At 58.9% G+C, this 14,805-nt stretch carries 13 protein-coding genes; 6 read left to right on the forward strand and 7 right to left on the reverse strand.

All coding sequences use genetic code 11. The features are described from left to right. The first annotated feature begins 175 nt into the window (after nt 1-175). Complete coding sequence (locus B8783_RS08550; RefSeq protein WP_084419759.1) at nt 176-2,095, forward strand: acetyl-CoA hydrolase/transferase C-terminal domain-containing protein; 1,920 nt, start codon at nt 176-178, stop codon at nt 2,093-2,095. Between the two features lie 58 nt (nt 2,096-2,153). Here B8783_RS08550 and B8783_RS08555 read toward each other — a convergent pair whose 3' ends face one another. From B8783_RS08555 to B8783_RS08565, 3 genes are all read right to left on the reverse strand, one after another. Further along, entirely contained in the window at nt 2,154-3,503 is a 1,350-nt protein-coding gene (locus B8783_RS08555) for a S41 family peptidase (protein WP_169711744.1), read from the reverse strand. Nucleotides 3,504-3,628: 125 nt separating this feature from the next. Then, nucleotides 3,629-4,636 (reverse strand): helix-turn-helix domain-containing protein, encoded by a 1,008-nt coding sequence (locus B8783_RS08560; RefSeq protein ID WP_169711745.1) that lies wholly within the window; start codon nt 4,634-4,636, stop codon nt 3,629-3,631. Nucleotides 4,637-4,918: 282 nt separating this feature from the next. Further along, nucleotides 4,919-5,908 carry an AraC-like ligand-binding domain-containing protein gene (locus B8783_RS08565; protein ID WP_084419762.1) on the reverse strand — a complete coding sequence of 330 codons (990 nt, stop codon included), beginning with the start codon at nt 5,906-5,908 and terminating at the stop codon, nt 4,919-4,921. A gap of 193 nt (nt 5,909-6,101) precedes the next feature. Here B8783_RS08565 and B8783_RS08570 point away from each other — a divergent pair, with 193 nt between their 5' ends. The 5 genes from B8783_RS08570 (at nt 6,102) to B8783_RS08590 (ending at nt 12,183) form a co-directional block, all read left to right on the forward strand. After that, the gene (locus B8783_RS08570) at nt 6,102-7,742 is read left to right on the forward strand and encodes a long-chain fatty acid--CoA ligase (protein ID WP_233355720.1); all 1,641 of its coding nucleotides are present in this window, start codon (nt 6,102-6,104) and stop codon (nt 7,740-7,742) included. Between the two features lie 19 nt (nt 7,743-7,761). Continuing rightward, nucleotides 7,762-9,969, forward strand: a complete 2,208-nt coding sequence (locus tag B8783_RS08575) for a TonB-dependent receptor (RefSeq protein WP_169711746.1) — start codon at nt 7,762-7,764, stop codon at nt 9,967-9,969. Between the two features lie 17 nt (nt 9,970-9,986). Next, entirely contained in the window at nt 9,987-10,415 is a 429-nt protein-coding gene (locus tag B8783_RS08580; protein WP_084419764.1) for a 2,4'-dihydroxyacetophenone dioxygenase family protein, read from the forward strand. A gap of 128 nt (nt 10,416-10,543) precedes the next feature. Then, nucleotides 10,544-11,299, forward strand: a complete 756-nt coding sequence (locus tag B8783_RS08585) for an SDR family oxidoreductase (protein ID WP_169711747.1) — start codon at nt 10,544-10,546, stop codon at nt 11,297-11,299. 113 nt (nt 11,300-11,412) lie between these two features. Next, nucleotides 11,413-12,183, forward strand: a complete 771-nt coding sequence (locus B8783_RS08590) for an SDR family NAD(P)-dependent oxidoreductase (RefSeq protein WP_084419766.1) — start codon at nt 11,413-11,415, stop codon at nt 12,181-12,183. Here the strand turns inward: B8783_RS08590 and B8783_RS08595 are convergent. Genes B8783_RS08595 through B8783_RS08610 form a run of 4 tightly spaced genes read right to left on the reverse strand, consistent with a single transcriptional unit; the run spans nt 12,173 to nt 14,804 of the window. Beyond that, nucleotides 12,173-12,886 (reverse strand): lipoyl protein ligase domain-containing protein, encoded by a 714-nt coding sequence (locus B8783_RS08595; protein WP_084419767.1) that lies wholly within the window; start codon nt 12,884-12,886, stop codon nt 12,173-12,175. The genes B8783_RS08590 and B8783_RS08595 overlap by 11 nt on opposite strands. Then, nucleotides 12,873-13,547 (reverse strand): 2-oxo acid dehydrogenase subunit E2, encoded by a 675-nt coding sequence (locus B8783_RS08600; protein WP_084419768.1) that lies wholly within the window; start codon nt 13,545-13,547, stop codon nt 12,873-12,875. Before B8783_RS08600 ends, B8783_RS08595 begins: the two co-directional genes overlap by 14 nt. Next, on the reverse strand, nt 13,547-13,783 hold the full coding sequence (locus B8783_RS08605; protein ID WP_169711748.1) for a lipoyl domain-containing protein: 237 nt from the start codon (nt 13,781-13,783) through the stop codon (nt 13,547-13,549). The genes B8783_RS08600 and B8783_RS08605 overlap by 1 nt, the downstream gene beginning before the upstream one ends. Next, the gene (locus B8783_RS08610) at nt 13,776-14,804 is read right to left on the reverse strand and encodes an alpha-ketoacid dehydrogenase subunit beta (RefSeq protein WP_084419770.1); all 1,029 of its coding nucleotides are present in this window, start codon (nt 14,802-14,804) and stop codon (nt 13,776-13,778) included. The genes B8783_RS08605 and B8783_RS08610 overlap by 8 nt, the downstream gene beginning before the upstream one ends. Nucleotide 14,805: the final 1 nt, after the last annotated feature.

Consider the following 14,805-nt stretch of genomic DNA (forward strand, 5'->3'; position numbering starts at 1 on the left):
AGGTTCAACTGATAGGCGATGCCTGGATTGATATTGGTCGTCTGAAGCTCGGCGCCGTATTCGGTTCGAGTTTCGCACCTTTTTGCGATGGGCGAAGCACCTATATGGAGAATGGTGAACGAATGAAACTGAAGCGCGGCAACGTTTAGAAACGCCCGGTCTTGATGAGGGTTGAATGACAAACGACAGCAGTTTGCGCAGTACAGAAGAGCGACCCATCTGGCCGTCTGCGGAAGACTGCGCGCAGGATGTCGTCAATCGCATCGGCAAGGATATTCGGCTCGCCCTCCCTCTTGGCCTTGGCAAGGCAAACCGTTTTACAAATGCTTTGTACGCGATGGCGAAGGCCGATCCGGACATAAAGCTCAAGATATATACGGCCCTCTCAATCATTCGCCCTGCCCTGCCCGGCGGACTTGGGGGGCGGTTCGCCCGGCCATTGATAGAGAAGTTCTTCGGCGACTATCCCGATCTTGATTATGCCGTTGATCGTCAACAGGGCCGTCTGCCGCCCAATGTCGAAATTGAGGAATTTTTCCTCGCCACCGGCACCTTGCTTGGCAATGAATACGCCCAGCGCCACTACAATAGCGTGAACTACACGCACGCCATGCGCCGTATCGTGGCTGAGCGCGTTAACGTACTTGGCCAGATGGTGGCCTTTCGCGACGGTCGCTTCAGCCTCGCCTGCAACTCAGATCTCAGCCTCGATCTCATCCCCCTGATGCGAAAGAAAGTGGGCCGCGAGAATTTTATCGTCGTCGGTGAGCTCAATGAGCGCCTGCCCTTCATGCCAAACGACGCGGAAGTCCCCGCCGATGAGTTTGATGTCCTGCTTGAATGCGGGGGGTATGACCTGGCAGGCCCGCCAGCTCCACGCGTCGATACGGTTAGCTATGCCATCGGAATGCGGGCAGCACGTCTTGTGAAGGATGGCGGCACATTGCAGATCGGCATTGGCTCGCTGGGCGATGGCGCCGCGCAATCCGTTCGCCTTCGTCATACTGAGCCCGACGCCTTTCGCGCCGCAGTCAACGCCCTCCCCGGCCCCGCGGGGCCCGTCGACGAAGGCGGCGATGACGCATTTGTAAGCGGGCTATACGGCTGCACCGAAATGTTCACGCAGGGCATGTTTGAACTCTTGCGCGCGGGCGTGTTCAGGCGCCGGGCGCACAAGGGCCGCGAGATAACGGTGGATGGCGGATTCTATCTCGGACCCCAGACCTTCTACCGCGGGCTGCGCGATGCCCCCGATGAGGTGCTGAACCGGGTCAACATGACGAGCGTCGATGACGTGAATGCGCTCTACGGCAATGAAGCGGTCCGCCGCCAAGAGCGCGTCGATGCGCGCTTCATCAATATCGCGATGAAGGCGACTTGCCTTGGCGCCGTGACCTCTGACGCGCTCGAAGACGGTCGTGTCGTCAGCGGGGTCGGCGGCCAATATAATTTTGTCGCGCAGGCGCACGAACTGGAAGATGCCCGGTCGATTATCCTGCTGAAGGCCGTCCGGGAAACGGCATCCGGCATCGAGTCCAATTTGGTCTGGAATTATGGCCACGTGACGGTGCCCCGGCACCTAAGGGATATCATTATCACCGAATACGGCGTTGCCGATCTGCGCGGACAGCCTGACGAGGAATGCGTCCGCCGCATGCTCGCCATCACCGATGCGCGGTTCCTCGACGGGCTTGTGAAAGACGCCATCGCCGCGAAGAAACTACCGGATGATTTTGTGGTCCCCGCTGAGTGGCGCCGCAACACACCAGAGGCCATCACGACCGCGCTGCACCCCTTTGCCGATATCTTGCCGGCCTTCCCGTTCGGCACAGAAATGGACGCCGTCGAGCAGGATCTGGCACTTGCGCTGGAGCATTTGCAACTTCAGACGGCAAACTGGGGCGGGCGTTTCCGATATGCCCTGAAGGCCCTTGCATCGCCTCCCGAATTCGAACGTTTCAACGCACACCTTGTCAGACTGGACCTCAATAAGGCTTCCACACTCGAGGACCGCCTCACAAGACGGCTCGTCGTCCAAAGCCTGAAGGACACTCACTCCACGGCCGGGGCGACGATGAAGAACAGCACGGCATAAGCGCAGAGCTTTGCGGACTAATTGCGCTCAGCTTCAATCATGTTGGAGACAAACTCCATCATCGAATCGTCGCCGTACAGGACATCATCAACGGTGTAGGATAGCGGAAGTCCGGTTGAACCGCCTCGTCGAGAGACAGGCTGGGCGCGGCTACGTCAAACCGCATCCGGGCAATGCTGTACTCAATGCCGTGCACGGTTGAACTAAAGTTCTGCGCACCGTCGTTCGTGGACGCATTTCCGCCCATCGCCTCGCCGACAATCGTGCCCATACCATGCTCCTTGAAAAGGGCGGCAAAATGCGGCGCCGTGGAGACCGTATTTCCATCCACTAATAGAAAGACAGGAGCATCGAGCCCCACGTCCACTGGCCGCTGGGTGTCGAACAGCTCCAGCACTCCTCGCTTGTCAGCCTGATCTGACCAGTAAACAAACGGTTCCTCAGTGAGGCGCCTTAAGACGTACGCGACCGCTAAACCAGAGCCGCCATTATTGCCCCGAATATCGATGATCAGTGCAGGTCGGTCCTTTTCCACAACATCGGCGAGTGCAGAGTCGACGAAGTCTGCGAAGACCTGACCCTGGTCGCCATAATAGGCAAACGACCGGATCGTCATAATGCCGGCGCCAGTTTCGATATCCTCTCGAGAGCAAAGCCCTTCCTGGCAAAGTGCGGCTGGATTGATGACGGGTTTAGACGAAAAGTCCGTGAGAGGCTTGAGCTCAGTCGGCGCGGTCTGCCCAACCAGTGTAAGCTGGTAGGCGTCCGGAAAACCAAGCGCGTAGGTCAGGTAAGCTGTCGCGTAATAGTTGAACGCATAGTCCTTGAAGGTTTCAGCCACGCCCTCTGCAGCGATGTGCGGGAATATTTTCGTTCGGAGTTCATTGACGCTTTGGCCGTTAATGCTCGCGATCTCATCGCCTTTCTCCAGACGGTCTGAATTGGCGAGCGGGTCCAGAACGACAAGCCGCTCGCCCACGAAACGCACATCTACGGGAAACCGGTCTTCGACTTCGATCAGGGCGTTTTCCTGATTGAAGTATGACATACCCGTATGTCCGCACTGAATGCTGGCGAGAATTTCACTGAACGCCCATAGCGCATCCGCGCGGGAAGACTCCGGACCCATGCTCTCCACGCTGGACGCGACAAGCCGATCGAAATCGGGCTCTGAAATATATCGAAACGGCCGCGGATGCTCCGATTTGATCCGCTCTGCGAGTTCCTGCAAATCTGCTTTGTAACCGGCAGTCTCCGTCTGACTTTCGGTGGAAGTGTGGGATGTCTTTAACTTAGGCTCCTCAACGGTTGCAGGCGATGTACAGCCCGCCAGCGTCAGGCCCGCACACAGGGCGAGCAGCCCGCCACCAAGCATGGCTTTTCTCGACGATCTCTTCGATTTCAACATCCGCATTCCCTCTGGTCATTTTCGCAAGATGCCCATGGTAATGCGCTGCGGCGCGCACGCGCCTTTCCATGCTTGTTGAAATCGCGGAAAAGCTGATCGAAACCGCGTATCATCGAGAATGAAGGCTATGACGGCTGCGGACCAAGCTGGCGGGCCCGATATTCGCTCGGGGTGACCCCTTCGCTTTCACGAAAGGCGCGGTTGAACGGCGCAAGCGACTTGAAACCGCAGTCGAGCGCCAATGTCTGGATGGGCAGATGCCGCTTACCCTCATCGCTGAGCCAGAACTTCATTTCAGCAATACGCAAGGCGTTCACATATGTGCTGAAGTTTTGAAAACCGAGTGTGCCGTTGATCAGTGCCCTGAGGCGGTGTTGCGTCACGCAGAGTTCCGAAGCCAGGCTGACAATGCTTAGCCCGCGTCTCTTGAAAGCACTCTGCTCTATCATCACGCGGTCGAGCTTCTCCTTCAACGCTGCGTCTGACGCTGAGATGTTCGACGGGCTCAGACCAGCTTCATCGAAGCGGACGCCATTTGTGTCAGCCTTTAGAAGCCACACCGCCGCAATCGCAATGGCCGGCCAAATCGACACGACCTTGAATGTCTCCGCAGCGATCCCGTCGCGGCCAACAAGGAAGGGCTCAGAGACGGCAGCAACCACGACAACAAAGATGATCGTCAGAACGAAAAAGAGGCGAGACCGGCGCCTTTCCGCCACAAGATCGTCGGGCCACTCTCGAAGGGTTGCAAAGATCAAATGTCCGATCAGAAGGATGGACGTCACGCTCACAAATGAGATCAGCCACGCTGGCACCAGTGGCACGAGTCCAAACTCAGCGAACCGGATCCAGAAAATCGGGGCTGTATAGGCAAGCCCCACAATGACGTGAGCCGCGCGCAGTTGGAATTCCCTCTGGTAGAGCGACAAGGCAAATAGCCAAACAAGGACGAGATGAGGCACATCAAGCAGGCGAGCGGCCACATGTAACCATAACGGGGCGCGAAATTCCTCGAGCGTATACCCGACAAACAGCGCCGCTACGCTCAAACAGGCAAGCAGCAAATAGGGAGCGCTTCGCCAGGCCCGATTGTCTCGAATTGTGAGCACAGCGATCAGTGCGAGCGCACCCATTCCTGAAAATCGAAAAAACGCATCCAAGAACATGTTCATCAACTGACCGGAAATACGCTGAATACGGGAAACGGGCTGGCCGAGATATTAATCGGGGCAGCCCCGTCTGAAGTGGGTGTGGCCGTCAGGATTGGAATAGCTCTTGGGTGAGTCGTAGGCGGACGCAAACTTCTGAGGCTTCGGCATTCGTCGCCCGCTCACCTTCGCCGCAGGCTGGCGGATGCGCCAACCCGCTCATTTGTTGATATCCGCGGACGCTTCCCGACGGCCCAGAAGACGACCTTAGGACTTGCCGCCTTGCTTGCACTTTGCGCCCGACTGCAGCTGCCTTGTGTCGCTTGGGGTGTGATCGAACTGTTGGCGATAGACGCGTGAGAAGTATGGCGCGCTATTGAAGCCCCAATTAAAGGCAATCTCCGTAATCGTCATATGGTTGAGCGCCGGATCCTTCAGCGATGAATAACACGCCATTAGTCGACGCCGCAGAATCCACTCCGACACGGTGTACTCCGTCGCTTCGAACAGCTTGTGCAGATAACGCGGGCTAATGCCGAACGCGCCGGCGATCTTGCCGGGCGATAAATCCGGATCGCGCAAATTATTGACGATATAGTCCTGGATACGCCGGTGCATCGTCTTGTGGATCGATGACTTGAAGTCGCCCGCCTTGTCGGGCCGGATCGCTGCGCTGATGAGATCCAGTGTTGCGGCCTCTGTACTCAGTTTCTCGGCTTCGTCCGACCAGGGCAGCACCTGGCTCAACGCCTGCAGGTGGGAGGCAAGCAACAAGCCGAGCCCAGAACGGCCGCTGATCCTCTGGGCGCAGACATCTTCAATACTGGACGAATAGAGCCTGAGTTTGTTGTGCGGGATGAGAACGGAAATTTGGCGTACCGGGCCAGTCGAGCTGAACTCGCAAGGCCGGGTCGCATCCCAGACTGAAAGCTCACCCGGTTCAAGCAGGACTTCATGGCCGTCCTGCACCAGACGCTGCCCTCCAGCAAGCATCAGGATGACGCCGTAAAACGTGTCGCTGAGATGGCGGATGTGCGTGCTCGTCCTGTGGCCGGAAAGCCCGAAGCCTACCTTTACATCTGTAAAGCCGACATCGCCGATCCGTTCCTCCCGAAAACGGGCATCAAAAGCCTGCCCGTCCGGGCGGTCCAGCGCCCAATTGGAATGAACCGCACACAGCCGCTCACAGAAATCCTGGAAACTGACCTGATCGAGGCGAACCTCGCGATTACTGATAGAACGATTGATCTCCTGCATATCTATTATCGCCTCCCTTATATGTTTTTCTTCTTGTTATTGCTGGCACCTTAGCCGCAAACCGCCGTCCTTCAAAACATACCAAGAGCTTTGTGCACGGAGAGCAAAGACACCTGTCCCTCCAGGGTAAGCGCGCGTCCGGAAATCTGCGCGTAATTGGCATCATAAGAAAATAGGGAGGAGGAAACCCGCTTTGTCTGATTACCTGATGCAGGACGTTCAGCTACGCATTCCGGACATTCTCCGGTATGCCGCCGAGCAACATGGCGATCTCACCATGCCCTCGCTCGACGAGGAAGGCAGCTGGAATCGAGACACGTATAGGACCGCCTGGCAAAGAGCCAGACGGCTTTCCGGTGCCATTGCTTCACTCGGTCTTGACCATCAGAGCCGTATCGCCTCGCTGGCGCTGAATACGCGTCGGCACATGGAGCTCTACTATGGCGTAACCAGTGCCGGTCACATACTCCACACGATCAATCCACGCTTCAGCGCCGAACAGATCCGCTTCACCGTCGAGCAAGCCGACGACGCCGTCATCTTCTTCGACCCGGCCTTCTCGCAACAGGCCGAAGCGATCGCCAACACTTGCCCGTCCGTCCAGATGTTTGTGGCGCTCTGCACGGCAGACCAACTGCCGCCGCTGAAGCTGCCCGGCCTGACCGACTATGAAAGCTTCATAGCCGCGGCCGCACCTAGCGACGGCGCGCCCGGCCTATCCGAGCGGGACGGCGCCTTTCTTTGCTACACATCTGGAACGACGGGTAATCCAAAGGGCGTTCTCTACTCCCATCGCTCCTGCATGATCCACGCCCTTGCCGCCAGCGCCCCTGGCAATTTCGGTATCGGCCCGGGCGATGTCGTTCTGCCTTGCGCGTCGATGTACCATGCAACGGCGTGGGCCCTTCCGATGGTCGCCCCGATGAACGGAGCCAGACTCGTCCTGCCGGGAAGCAAGCTGGATGGCGAAACGCTGCTTGAGCTGTGCGCCAGTGAAGGCGTGACGCATGCCTGGGGCGTTCCGACCATCTGGAAGACCGTGCTCGACGCAGCCCTGCATAGCAACCGCAAGCTGCCGGCCCTCCGCCGCCTTTATGTTGGCGGTTCTGCGGTGCCGCCACAGCTAAAGCGCGACTTCGCCGACCACCTGGATGTGGAAATCGTGCAGATATGGGGCATGACGGAGACGAGCCCGCTCGGCGTTATCGGTACGCCCAGCGCGGCCCTCAAGGGCCAGCCCCGCCACACGCAGGATGAAGTGCTACACGCCAAGCAAGGCCGCATTCCTTATGGCATTGAGCTCAACATCGTGGACGAAGCCGGGAAGGCACTGCCGCATGATGGCGCGACCAGTGGTCGGCTGATGGTGCGCGGTCCGTGGGTCGTCAATCAGTATTTCGGGCATGAAACGCCCACCACGGATGCGCAGGGCTGGTTCGATACCGGAGATGTCGCGACAATCGATCCGCTCGGTTACATGCAGATCACCGACCGGACCAAGGACATCATCAAGTCTGGCGGCGAGTGGATCAGTTCAATCGAACTTGAGAACACGGCTGTCGAGCACCCCGACATCACGTCGGCGGCCGCGATTGGCCTGCCCCATCCCAAATGGGACGAACGCCCGCTGCTCGTCTTTTCAAAGAGAGCTGGAAGCGCCGTGTCATCAGCCGACGCTCTGGCATTTTTATCGTCACAACTACCGAAATGGTGGGTGCCTGAGGACGCGATCGTCGCTGACGAACTACCCCTCACAGCAACCGGGAAGGTCGACAAGAAGCAATTACGGCAGATCCATGCCGAGCATTACCAGAAACACGAAAAACAAGATTAGAATTCTGGGGAGGAATTCCGTGTACAAACAATTTTACTCATCAGTCGCAGCGCTCGCTATTGCCGGTGCCCTGTCATGGCCAGCGGCCGCGCAAACAGCCTCATCCGACGAAGGCACAAGCCCGAAAAGGCTTCAGTCCGTCACCGTTACCGCGCGGAAGACATCCGAAGACATTCAGGATGTTCCGCTGTCCATGTCGGCCTTCGATGCCGAAGCCCTGGCCGACTATGGATTTACCGATTCACTGGCCATCGACGATCAGGTTCCAAACCTTGAAATCAAGACGTTCGGCGGCAACCCAAATCTCTTCATCCGGGGTGTCGGGAACAATGACTTCAATGGCACGACCGTGTCACCCGTCAGCATCTACAGCGACGACGTGCTCCAGGGCCTGACCGGCGGACAGCTGATGCAGATGTTCGACCTTGAGCGGGTCGAAGTCCTGCGTGGCCCGCAGGGCACCCTGTTTGGCCGCAACACCACAGGCGGCGCGATCAACTTCTATTCCCGCAGGCCCGGCAACACGCAGGAAGGCTATCTCCGCGTCGGCATTGGCAGCTACAACGCCCGCGAAGTCGAAGCCGCCGGTACCATCGTCGCGATCGAGGACAAGCTTTCCACACGCATCGCCGGCAAGATGCAGGCGAATGATGGTGACCGCCGAAACCTGTTCGACGGCTCGCGGGCGAATGCCGTCGACCTCGCCGCGATGCGCGCCATTACCCGGTATACGCCGAACGATGATGTCGAGGTGTTGTGGAACCTGCATTATGGACGTGATCGCTCCGACTACCAACAGGGCAAGTCCGTCGGCGCGATCAATGGCGGCAATGCGCTTGGCTATGTCGATCCGGTGCCGGACGACCCGAAATACATCAACGTTAATCGCACCGACAATCGCCATCACGCCGACACATGGGGCACCAGTGTCGCCATCACCTGGGACATTGGCGACTACACGCTAAAGTCGGTCACCGCCTATGAAGATGTCGAGACCGACTATCTCGGCGATATCGATCAGAGCCCGCAAAGCCTCGACGAGCTGCGCTTCCAGCAGGATGGCGAACAGATCAGCCAGGAGTTCAACCTCTCCTATGATGGCGGCGGCGACCTGACCTGGATCTCCGGCCTGTTCGCCCTCAAGGAGGATTTCGGCTACCGCACGTCCGGGCCTCTCTTTGGCGATGTTCCCGGCGCAGCGCTACCGCTCGATGCGCACTCGCAACGCGACACCAAGACCTATGCAGTATTTGGCGAAGCGACCTACCAGCTGACCGATGCCTTCAGCCTGACGGGCGGTCTTCGTTATACATATGAGGAAAAGGATGCGGTTCTCGATAGCCTGCTGACCTATGGCGAGTTCGGTACGTCACCGGCAGGCCTTGTCGTCCCGCTCATTCCGGAAACAAGCCGTTCGGAAAGCTGGGACGCCTGGTCCGGACGCCTCCTCGCCAAGTACGAATTCGGCGCCGACAGCATGGTCTATGGTAGCGTGTCGCGCGGCTTCCGGTCGGGCGGATATAATCTCGGCGCGTTTTTTGACCCGAACGAGCTCACCACCGTCGATCCGGAATTCCTGACCTCTTACGAGATCGGCCTGAAGACCACCCTGCTGGATGATCGGTTCCGTGCCAACATGGCGGTGTTCATGTATGACTACTCCGACCTGCAGGTCTTCACCTTTACCCAGGGTTCAAGCACGGCCAATCCGATCGTGATCGCGCTGGAAAATGCTGCGGACGCCGAAGTGTCCGGGTTCGAGGGTGAGTTTACCGCCATTCCGGTTGACGGCATGCACCTGTCGCTCGGCATCGGCTATCTCGACGCGTCCTATGAAAACTACGTCTCGCCCATCGCTGGCGATCTCAGTGGCAACCGGCTGCCGGGCGCGCCTGAATGGAACATCAATGCCTCCGCGCAGCAGGATTTCACGCTGCCGAATGGATGGGTTCTGACGCCGCGCATCGAGTATGTCTATGTCGACCAGCGCTACTACGACTCCAACCAGCTCGAGGCCATCAGTTCACGCGGATCGCATGAGCTTGTGAATGCGCGGCTGTCCCTCTCGCCGGAGACATCCGACTGGGAGATCGCTCTTTGGGCCAAGAATATTGGCGACGAGCAATACATCGTCGATGCCGGGGACCTCAGAGCAACATTTGGCTTCATCCCAACCTATTACGGCCCACGTGAGAGCTGGGGCCTGGAAGCCCGGATCGAATTTTAAACAAACAGGAGACTGACATGCGTGAAGAAGAAGAACTACTCTACAATCCCAAGGATCTGAAGTGGCACAGCCTGGGCAATGGCGCCCACTACCGCTTGCTGAGGGTTAGCCCGGAAACCGGACACTTTTCGATCATTCTGAAGCTTGATGCTGGCGGCATGTTCGCGGGCCACTATCACCTCGGCGCGGGCGAGTTCCTGATGCTGAAGGGTGAGCTCAAATACAAGGATAGCACCGCCAAGGCAGGCGACTGGGGATACGAACCGCTCGGTGCCGTACATGCCGACACCAATGTCGAGATGGAGACCGAACTTCTGTTCATCGGCTACGGTCCCATCGCCTTCACCGGTGAAGATGGCAGTATCGCACAAATCCTTGACGCCAAGCTTCTCAGCGATGTCGCAGAAGGCAAGATCCAACCGGTCTCCTTCACGGTCGACGCGTAAGTCGCATTCAACTGTTTCGGCAAGCCGGCTGAAGATCAGCTGCCCCCATCGTGGGGCAGCGGTCATGCCCGCCCTGTTAGCGGCGCTTCGGCTCCGATTTCGGATCAATCACTATTCAGGAGGACATCGTGACAAAGCGTCTCGAAAACAAGATTGCACTCGTAACGGGCGCAGCCCAGGGCATCGGTGCTGCCATAGCTCATCAGTTCGAGGAACAGGGCGCGACTGTCTGGAGGACGGATCTCCAACACATCCCTGGCGAGCGTACGCGTCAAAAGGACTCCGCCTCTGAAGACGACTGGAAATCCTTGCTCGCCGAAATCAAGGAAACATCCGGCGGCCTTGATATTCTTGTCAACAATGCGGGCATAGAGCTGGAGTGTCCCTTGGAAGAGGTGACACTCGATAGCTGGCGCAAAGTCATGAGCGTGAACGTCGATGGTGTGTTTCTGGGCTGCAAGCTTGCCACCGACATGCTCGCCGACCGGAAGAGCGGCCTGGCCTCCGTCATCAACATATCATCGGTCGCCGGCATAATCGGCTTCCCTTTCCAGCCCAGTTACAACACGTCCAAAGGCGCCGTGCGCCATTTGAGCAAAACACTGGCGATTGAGTGGGGCGCCAGTAAGAAACCGATACGCTGCAACTCAATCCATCCCGGCTGCATCGACACGCAAATGCTGCGCGAAGCGAGCGTAAAATGGCAAGATCACGGGCTCTTGCCCGATGGCGATCGCATGGCTGGCATGTCGGCACTTTGCCCGCTTGGCATGGTCGGCGCACCGGATGATATCGCGCACGGCGCTGTCTACCTCGCAAGCGATGAATCCCGTTTTGTTACCGGAATCGAGCTCATCATCGATGGTGGCTTTGTCGCACAATGAGCCAATTCACGGCTTTCCTCCCGGGCGCTCGATCCAGCCGGAGAAAGCGCTCAAACTTGAAAGGGTGCTGATCCGCAGAGGTCAGCACCCTTCCCTTCCTTTAGGACTTACTCATGACGCAACTAACCGGAAAAACCGCCATCATAACTGGCGCGGCCAGCGGGATCGGGGCGGCGGCGGCCCGCCTTTTTGTCGCCGAAGGCGCCAGTGTCGTCGGCATCGACCGCGACACGGCAGGCCTTGAGGTCGTGGCAGCCGATCTTGGCGCGTCCTTCGCTTTTGTCGCCGGAGACATCACCCAGCGCGCGACTCTAGACAGGGCCTTGACCAAGGCTGCAGACCAGTTCGGCGCCCCGAACATCGCCATCCTGAATGCTGGCATGGACGGCCCCATGGCGCCTCTGCTGGACATCGATCCGAAAGACTTCGACCAGGTTCTCAAGGTGAATGTCAGGGCCGTTTTTGACGGCGTTCAGGTGTTCGGCCGCGCCATGCAGGCGAGCGGTGGTAGCATCGTCATCACATCATCGGTGAATGGCCTTCGCGCCTTCGGCAATACCAGCCCGTACACCACCAGCAAGATGGCCGTGCTGGGCCTCGCCCGGGCTGCAGCAAACGATCTCGCCGCGTTCGGCATCCGCGTGAACACGGTCCACCCGGGCCTGATCGATACACCGATGCTCAAACGCGCCGAAGAAGGACTCGCCCCGGGCGGACAAGAAGCGCTGCGCGAGGCGCTGTCGCAGACCGTGGCCCTGAAGCGGGTTGGATCACCATCGGAGATCGCAAACGCGATGCTGTTCCTCGCAAGTGACGCGTCGAGCTATGTCACCGGCGAATCCATTGTCGTGGACGGCGGCTTCACCCGCCTCCTCAGCATGTAGGCATGAAGACGGCGCTGAGCGCGGCGTCTGCAAACGCCATGCTCAGGCTGTCGAGCCGCCCCGTCCAGGCTGTCGCTTCGGCCAGCGTAATGCAAGCTTCTGTCCGGTAGATGCCCGGTAAGCCAAGCCGGCTTTCGACATGGTTGATCGCGGCAATGGGCTCCTCCAGAGCCCCGCCTACCCAGAGACAGGCATGCACCAGGGTCACTGTTGTGGCATCCCGCATTCGCCGGCGCATCGCCAGCCCGGCCAGTTTTCGACCATCCACGAGCAGGTTGAACCGGCCATCGCAGGGCGCGTCAGGTGCAGAGCCGATAGAAACACCGCTTACCCCCAGCGACGAGACCGCCGCGCCAAGCCCGTTTGCAAAGTCCTCATAGATCCGGTCGACCGGCACTGGATCGCGCTTGCTGGCCAATATGCCGGACACGCATAGAACGCCCGGTCCGTGAAACACGCAGGCCCCGCCGGACCGGCGGAATGTGACGGGCCATCCTTTCGCGGCGGCAATGGTTTGCGCAGCATCAATGTCGGGCATTGACTGCCAGCGCTGAGGGACGACCAGGCACTTTGATTGCTGCCAAAAGGACAGGCTGAACCGCTCAGCGTCCGCGCCAAAGGCTTGCTGAAAAAGTTGCTCTTCATTGTCGAGACCGGCAGGCGCCTGAAACCGAACGATGTCCGGCGCGTCAGGGCGCAGCATCAAACGCCTCAAGCGTCTTGCAGAGGCTGTCCAGAAACAGGCCGGCCGGCTCTCCGTCGATGATACGGTGATCGGCCGTCAGTGACAGCGGCAGGAGCTGCCTGACCGATAGTCCGCCTTCAGTGTCCAGCGAGACCTTCTCCTCAAGCCGTCCGACGCCAAGCAAAGCCACCTGTCCGGCATTCAGGATCGGCGTGAAATAGCGCACGCGCGTATGGCCGAGATTGGACAGGGTGACACTGCCGCCTTTCATCTCTGACACGGCCAGCTTTCCAGACATGGCGCGCCCGATCAGGTCCCGGCGCTTGTCAGCCAGAGCTTTCAGACTGTCGCCGCCGATATCTTTCACGACCGGCGTCATCAGTCCGGCGGGTGTTGAGATGGCGATCGAAAGGTCAATCGGTTCACTGATCGTGATCGACCGCTCATCGGCCGTGGCATTGAAGGCTGGAAATGCGCGAAGGGTCTTTGCAAGTGCAAAGATCACGCAGGCTTCAAGGCTGACCGGCTCGCCCTGCTCTTTCCAGCCACGCCGCATCTGCATTAGCGCGGTGATGTCGGCATCGCCGTGATAGGTGAGCTGCGCGCTGCCCTGCAAGGAGGCCATCATGCGATCGGCGATCACCTTGCGGACGCCGCGGAACGGTTGAGCCTCGGCCATTACGCGCTCTCGATCGTCGCGATAAGCTCGCCTTTTTGCACGGCGGCTTCAGCTTCCACCTTGATCGTCAGCTTGCCGCCATCAGCCGCTTCGATCTCGGTCGCGACCTTTTCATTCATGACCTCGCAGAGCACGTCACCCTTCTCGACCATGTCGCCAGAGTCGAAGAACCAGGTCGAGATTGCGCCTTCGCTATCATCATCCCAGCAGTCTTGAGGAATACGAACATCAGACATGAGCGCGCGCCTCCAGCATGGCCGATACGGTACTGACCACCTTGTCACAATTGGGAAGGACGGCATGTTCCATTTCCGGCGCAAACGGCACAGGAATATCTGGATAGGAGATACGTTTCAGCGGTGACTTGAGGCGTACTTTCTCGCTTTCTGCCACGGTTGCGATGATCTCCGCGCCCACGCCATAGGAGTGGTAGTCGTCATCAATGCTCAGGAGGGCGCCCGTTTTTCCGACCGACGCCAGGATGGTCTCCCGGTCCAGTGGCGCGATGGAGCGCAAATCGATCACCTCCGCCTCAATGCCCTTCGCCTCAAGGGCAGCGGCGGCATCGAGAGCTATATGAACGGTATGCCCGAGCCCCACCAGGGTGATGTCGCGCCCGGTCCTGACAACCTCGGCCTTGTCGAGCGGTACGGTGTAGCGCCCCTCTGGCACATGGGTGATCGATCGCTGGACGGTGCCGAGCCAGCCCATGCCCTGAAGCGCCTTGTGGTACATGAAGATGACAGGGTTCGGGTCCGCGATCGCTGCGGCCATCATCCCCTTTGCATCATGGGCGTTCGATGGGATAACGACTTTCAGGCCCGGCAAATGCCCGAACGTGGCATAGAGCGTCTGGGAGTGCTGCCCCGCATCGCCATACCCGCCACCTACGGACGTCATTAGCACCATCGGACAGGTCACATTGCCACCAGAAAAGTAGCTCTGCTTGGCCGCAAGATTGTAGATCGAGTCCATGCACACGCCGAAAAAGTCGACGAACATGAGTTCGACGACAGGCCGCATGCCGGCTGCGGCCATGCCTACAGCAGCGCCGATGAAGCCGGTCTCTGAAATCGGCGTGTCGCGGACACGCTCCGGCCCGAACTCATCCAGCAGGCCGAGCGTGTTGCCAAACACGCCGCCAAGCTTGCCAATGTCTTCCCCCATGACGAGCACGTCATCGCTGGCACGCATCTCTAATGAGATGGCTTCAGCCATGGCCTTCGCGATCGTCAGTTTACGTTTCTTTTCCTGCATG

It is taken from the genome of Henriciella litoralis, from assembly GCF_002088935.1.
Classification (GTDB): Bacteria; Pseudomonadota; Alphaproteobacteria; order Caulobacterales; family Hyphomonadaceae; genus Henriciella; species Henriciella litoralis.

Bases quoted from the DNA above. Each gene is read 5' to 3' on its own strand.
- B8783_RS08550 (WP_084419759.1), top strand. From the start codon at position 176: ATGACAAACGACAGCAGTTTGCGCAGTACAGAAGAGCGACCCATCTGG.
- B8783_RS08555 (WP_169711744.1), bottom strand. From the start codon at position 3,503: ATGTTGAAATCGAAGAGATCGTCGAGAAAAGCCATGCTTGGTGGCGGG.
- B8783_RS08560 (WP_169711745.1), bottom strand. From the start codon at position 4,636: ATGGGTGCGCTCGCACTGATCGCTGTGCTCACAATTCGAGACAATCGG.
- B8783_RS08565 (WP_084419762.1), bottom strand. From the start codon at position 5,908: ATGCAGGAGATCAATCGTTCTATCAGTAATCGCGAGGTTCGCCTCGAT.
- B8783_RS08580 (WP_084419764.1), top strand. From the start codon at position 9,987: ATGCGTGAAGAAGAAGAACTACTCTACAATCCCAAGGATCTGAAGTGG.
- B8783_RS08590 (WP_084419766.1), top strand. From the start codon at position 11,413: ATGACGCAACTAACCGGAAAAACCGCCATCATAACTGGCGCGGCCAGC.
- B8783_RS08595 (WP_084419767.1), bottom strand. From the start codon at position 12,886: ATGCTGCGCCCTGACGCGCCGGACATCGTTCGGTTTCAGGCGCCTGCC.
- B8783_RS08600 (WP_084419768.1), bottom strand. From the start codon at position 13,547: ATGGCCGAGGCTCAACCGTTCCGCGGCGTCCGCAAGGTGATCGCCGAT.
- B8783_RS08605 (WP_169711748.1), bottom strand. From the start codon at position 13,783: ATGTCTGATGTTCGTATTCCTCAAGACTGCTGGGATGATGATAGCGAA.
- B8783_RS08610 (WP_084419770.1), bottom strand. From the start codon at position 14,804: ATGCAGGAAAAGAAACGTAAACTGACGATCGCGAAGGCCATGGCTGAA.